The sequence below is a fragment of the Mycobacterium simiae genome, assembly GCF_008370645.1.
Classification (GTDB): Bacteria; Actinomycetota; Actinomycetes; order Mycobacteriales; family Mycobacteriaceae; genus Mycobacterium; species Mycobacterium simiae_A.
This window is the reverse complement of sequence record NZ_VTZN01000246.1, coordinates 1-5,399: the sequence shown is the minus strand read 5'-3', so window position 1 is coordinate 5,399 and position 5,399 is coordinate 1. Positions and strand designations below refer to the sequence as shown.

General features: G+C 65.6%; 2 protein-coding genes and 2 pseudogenes. 1 reads left to right on the top strand and 3 read right to left on the bottom strand.

The window, feature by feature from the left end; all coding sequences use genetic code 11:
- Window positions 1-238 precede the first annotated feature (238 nt).
- Together F0Q45_RS29645 and cobG are read right to left on the bottom strand one after the other, a co-directional pair.
- A pseudogene (locus F0Q45_RS29645) lies at window positions 239-581 on the bottom strand (PE family protein); the annotation flags it as partial.
- 179 nt (window positions 582-760) lie between these two features.
- Window positions 761-1,852: a precorrin-3B synthase gene (cobG, locus tag F0Q45_RS23940; protein WP_149656271.1), complete on the bottom strand. Its 1,092-nt coding sequence runs from the start codon at window positions 1,850-1,852 to the stop codon at window positions 761-763.
- A gap of 21 nt (window positions 1,853-1,873) precedes the next feature.
- Between cobG and F0Q45_RS23935 the strand changes: the two are divergent.
- Window positions 1,874-2,166 (top strand): annotated as a pseudogene (locus tag F0Q45_RS23935) (esterase); the annotation flags it as partial.
- Window positions 2,167-2,520: 354 nt separating this feature from the next.
- Here F0Q45_RS23935 and F0Q45_RS23930 read toward each other — a convergent pair.
- Entirely contained in the window at window positions 2,521-4,386 is a 1,866-nt protein-coding gene (locus F0Q45_RS23930; RefSeq protein WP_149656270.1) for a PecA family PE domain-processing aspartic protease, read from the bottom strand.
- Between the last annotated feature and the right edge of the window lie 1,013 nt (window positions 4,387-5,399).

Sequence of the window (5,399 nt, the reverse complement as noted above, 5' to 3'; positions counted from 1 at the left end):
CGCGAACGACCGGCGGTAAATCTCAGCCGCATCGCGGATGTAGTCGAGCACCCCGCCCACCCTAAGACCTGAGTATCCGGTAGCCGCTGCCGGCGTGGCCAATAGGTCGGCAACGCGATCGGCGAACTGCACCTAACACCGCCCAGCCATGGCGAGTCGAATCTCGCCCCATACCCTCGATCTCGATGGGTGGGCGCCCTGGCCGGTTCCTGGTTAGGGCAATCCGGCTAGTCCATCTTCCTGCGGCGCCGTCACCGATCAACGGGCGCCCCGTCAGGGCCTGACTCGGCGCGTTGATCGCGTTCAGCAGTTGCTGCAGCGGTGAGGCATTAGCGGCCTCGGTAATGGCGTAGGAATCCGCACCGGCGATCAATGCCTGCATGAACTGGGCATGAAAAGCCCCCGCCTGTGCGCTAACCGCTTGATACGTCTGGGCGCGGGCCGAAAATAGCGCGGCAACCGCCTGTGATACCTCATCTTCGACGGCGGCGAGCATGCCCCGTGGTCTGAGCGGCGGCGGCCGCGTTGACCAGGGTGAGCGTCGAGCCTATACCCGAAAGGTCTGTTGCTGCCGCCGCCAAAAATGTCGGGCAACACGAATGTAGACGTCACCTGAGGCCTCCAACAATCACGAGAACAGGCGAGAATCCGATCGCCTTCGAGGCTCCGGACAACGCCACCGCAGCGCGTTGGTGTAGGAGATTCTCGGTTTCGCGGAATGCTGCACGTGTCGGGCCCCGGCCCATCGGCGGTTTCGCGGCTAAGACCTGAGTTGCCGGTAGCCGCTGCCGGTGGCCACCAGCACCTCACCGATCAGCGGGCTGCCGCACGCACGGTCGCAGCCGACGAAGTGGCGGTGCACAGCAGGACTGGCGTTCAGTGCGTGGGCCGCGTCGGTCCGCACGTCGGCGACCGAGTGCGCGCAGCCGGGGCGCCCGGTACACGCGCTGATGCGAAGCCAGGGCGAGTTTTCGTCGAACACCAGACCTAATGGCGCCAGCACCCGCAGTGCGGTGTCGGCGACACGTTCATCGAGATCGCACACCAGTACGGATCGCCACGGCGTGACCACCATAGGGGCTCCCGTCGCGGCGAGAAATTCCGCGACGCGGGCGCTGAGCACCCCCAGCGGTACGGCGGCGCCTAACGTCACAAGACCGTCGTTTTGGGCGATCCAGCCCACCGGCGTCTTATCGATCGGCAAGAACAAAGAGCCCAACTCGACGCCGGGCAGTAGAGCGTTGATGTCCGCCAATTCATTGACCCGCCAAGCTTTTCCGCGCACCTCGAGGAATCGCAGCGCGAGCCCGACCATCGTTGCGGTGACATCGTTGATTTGCAAACCCGTGTTCTGGCCCGCCAAGGCCAGCACAGGTCCGTCGGGAAGCAGCTGCACGCCTATGTCGGCAGCCAAGCCGCAGACGTCGCCGCGGCCGTCGTCGAGACTGAACCAGAACCGCCCGCCTAGGTCTGCAAGCCGTGGTTCGGCGCAGATCGTTGCATCGAGCTCGCCCACCCAGGTGCGGATGTCGGCGTATCCGCCGACCCGGCCGGACAGCGGCGACGCGACGATGTTGCGGACTCGCTCATGCGGCGCCGACGGCAACAGCCCCGCCGTGGCGATCGCCTGGGCGACCGCAGCGACGTCGGTGATGCCACGCAATTGCAGATTGCCGCGCGAGGTCAGCTCCAGCGTTCCTGAGCCGAAGCCGATCGAGACGGTGGCGAGCGTCGCCAGTTGCGCCGCGGTGATCATCCCGCCCGGCAACCGAACTCGTACCAGCGCGCCGTCGGCGGACGGGTGCACCTGCAGCGCACCCGGGCAGGCATCGGTATCGCGGGTTCTGGCCATCCATCCACGTTACGGCCCGGCCGAGTTGATGCACATGGGGTTGGACCGCTGTCAGCTGGGCACCCTCCTGACGTGAGGACGGTGAAGTACGCCCCCGGACGCTTGGCCGATGCACTGTCTGCTGACCGCCGCGGCTCGCCCTTCACGTTGCTGCACGCTTTGGGGCAGATGACGTTGTGCCGGTGACAGCCGGCAGAGACTTCGCCGCCTCCCTCCAAGAGGTTGGGTGGCCGGTCGAGTTGGTAGAGCTGGCAGCCGATCACGGGTCGATCGCCGGTGCCGAGTACGACGCGGTGGCGGATCGCTATCTGCCCCGAAGAGGGGAAGCGGCACAATCGGTGATCTTTGGCTGCCAAACCAACGGATTCAGCAACGCCGATCTGCGCACCCTCACCAGCCAACTACGCAGCCTGGCCTCAGACACCTGTCGCCGCCGGGCACACCACCTACGACCCGCGCCGACTCAATCCCGCGGACTGATCACCCGCATCCCATACAGTCACCGCTACTCGGTCACCGAGCGTGGCCTGCACACCGCCCACTTTCTCACCTGCGTGTACGACCGACTCCTGCCCACCGGCCTCGCTCACCTGACCGACCATACCGGCGCTCCAGCCCAACGACGTCAAACTTGACTCAAAAATCCAGCTGTGCCGGATCTGGCGAAGCTAGGCGGGCCGCGAATTGAAAACGACCATTCCCTCGCCGGCAGGACTGAAGGAGTGGTAGATCGGCATCAGTGTGTACGGGTAGTTCCCGGTATTGAAAGCCCCGCCGGGGACCGTCACCAGCACGGCATTGGGACCGCCGACTGTGATCTGCTCGTAGAGCACGGAATTGGCCACCGCGACGTAGAGTCTCGTTCCGGCCGGAAGGGACGCGCCCACCGGGAAGTGCTGCAGGTCCGGCGGCAGGAGGTCGAGGGGGATCGTGCCGCCGACGCCGCCAGTATCGACGAAAGCGACGGTCACTGGTTGCAGAGTGGTGTTGTTGACCTGCACTTGCAGGACGCTGGTGATAGGCGATCCAGGGATGCGGGCAATCTCGGGGAGCGGGTTGTCGCCGAACTGGAAATAGTGTTCGGGCTGGTTGACGAGGATCCCGCGGTTCAGCTGGCCCGGTAGCTGCTGTACGGCAGTGACGGTGAACTGCGGGTTGTTCGCGTTGGCCCCGACGCCGATCAGGGTTTCGGGTTCCGAGGCCTGTCCGTTGTGGATTTCGGAGGTGATGACGCCGATCTTTGTCGGCTGGGTCATGATTCCGTTCCCGAAGTTGACCGCCGCTGTGTATTCGTTGTACGTGACCACCGTTTCGTCGCCGGGACTGCCGAAGTGGTAGGTGAGGCCAGTGCGGGTCGGGGCGCCCAGAGCCTGCAGATCGACGTCTCGGGGCGCGAAGAACAGGGCGTTGGATCCGGTGTCCACGGTCGCTTGCACAAACGGCGCGCCGCCGACGGAGACCTGCAAAGTCGGGCGAGTCTCATGCATCGCCAGCTGGACTGCGGCTGGTCCGCCATTGGCGCCGGTCGCCCCGGCATGGCCCAGCAATTGGCCGCTCACCCCGCCGGGGCCGCCGACGCCGGATATGACGCCGCCGGTGCCGCCGGCGCCACCGTTGCCGATCAGTTTCCCGCCGTCGCCGCCCAGCCCGCCGTCCGCGAAGGCTCCGCCCATTCCGCCGGTGCCACCGTCGCCGAACCATTGCGCGCCGCCGCCGAGACCGCCGATTCCGTAGGGTCCGCCAATGCCGCCCGCGCCGCCGTTGCCCCAGAACAGGCCCCCGGTGCCGCCGCGGCCGCCGGATCCGCCAGCCACGGTGAAACCGGCAGCGTTGACCAAGAACGTTCCGCCCTGACCACCCGTGCCGCCGCTACCGAACAACAGCGCGTTGCCGCCGACGCCACCGACGCCGGTCCAGCCGCCCAGCCCTCCAGTCCCGCCGTTGCCCCACAGCAAGCCGCCGGTGCCACCGGCCCCGCCGGCCGCAGCGAGCCCGCCCATTCCGCCCGTGCCGCCGGTGCCGATTAATCCGGCCGGACCGCCGGCACCACCCTGCACCCGGTCGGCGGTGCTGGCGCCGCCGCGACCGCCGTTGCCCCAGAGGATTCCGCCCGCACCCCCGGCAGATCCGACCCCGGCCGCGTTGGTGATGCCGCCGGTGCCGTCACCGATGAGGGGGCGCCCCAGCAGTGTGTTGGTCGGCGTATTGATCAGCGTCAACACCTCCTGCTCGAGGGTCTGCAGCGGGGTCGCGTTCGCCGCCTCGGCCGCCGCATAGGCGCGCGCGCTCGCCTTGATGATCTCCACCAACTGGGTGTGAAATGCCGCCGCCTGGGCGCTGAGGGCCTGATAGGCCGCCCCCTGCTCGGCGAACAATCTCGCAATGGCCGCCGACACCTCATCGCCGGCGGCCGCGGCGATGGCGGTGGTGGGCGTTGCCGCCGCCGCGTGCACCGAACGTATTGTCGCGCCGATGTTTTCGAGGCTCGTTGCCGCGTCCGTCACCGATTCCGGTACCACGATCACAAACGACATATCGCCCTCCCGTGAGGATCAAACAGTTGCGGCCAATCGGCAACCATCGGATGTAATTGGTCTGGGCCGGCACCTCGACCGCCGGTGCTGATGCCGTCTGCTGGCGCCGGAATGCCTCGTCTAAGGGGGAACAGCTGCGGTAATTTGCCTAGCAATATCCCGCAGGTGGCTAGGCAATGCGGTCCGAATCGCCCATCGCTTCTTGTTGCTTATCGTGTTCATCGGTCGTTCCTTTCTTACCTCAGTACTGACCCGGTCGTGACGGCCTGCCCGAGTTGTTCCCATGGACCCCGGAGACCCACCACGAGCTTCTGCTGTGCCCCGAACTCGCGGACTTCCACGTGCGCACCGCGTGAGGCGCGCCGACACCAGTCGTCGCCGCGTAGGTAGGCTCGCTGCGCGGATCGCCGCCGCGCCGAGACGTCAACCCCGTTGGCAGCCGAAGAGGGCACCAGGCGCTGGGTTATGTGCCAGTCTGAGCCGATGACACGACGGCTGGCGGCGAAGCTGGGTCGGCCCGTCCGCGCCACCGCCCGGGAGGTTGGGATTGGACCCGCCTGGACTAAGGCATTGACCCAGTGTCATCCCGCATGTGGCAGTCAACAGCGCGGCCCGAAGCGCCAATTTCGCCTTGCTCGTTTTTGCACTCATCGGGTCCTGCCTCTCACTGGCCGAAATGCCCTTGCCGGGTCCAAGTACAACGGCTGTGATGATGGTATCGCTTTGGTCTGTGGGCCGAAAGACTGTTTTGAATAACACGCAATGAATGGCACGTGGCGTATCATCGATGTCAAATCATTTTACAATACTTACCGTGTAAGTAGACCGGCCGCCCGGCAATGTCAATATTTTTGACAAGCCTCAGTTGTGCTGTGTCATTGAATCGACAATATCAAAGTTCACGTCCCAGCGGTACCTGATTACGAGGTGATCGTCGGGAATTCGCTTCGAGCTGGACGAAATGCGGAACTAATCGCGAACTGGATCTATTCTCTGGGGCATGGCAGGACGCT

Excerpts from the sequence above, each read along its gene's own strand:
- F0Q45_RS23930 (WP_149656270.1), bottom strand. The coding sequence starts at position 4,386 with ATGTCGTTTGTGATCGTGGTACCGGAATCGGTGACGGACGCGGCAACG.
- cobG (WP_149656271.1), bottom strand. The coding sequence starts at position 1,852 with ATGGCCAGAACCCGCGATACCGATGCCTGCCCGGGTGCGCTGCAGGTG.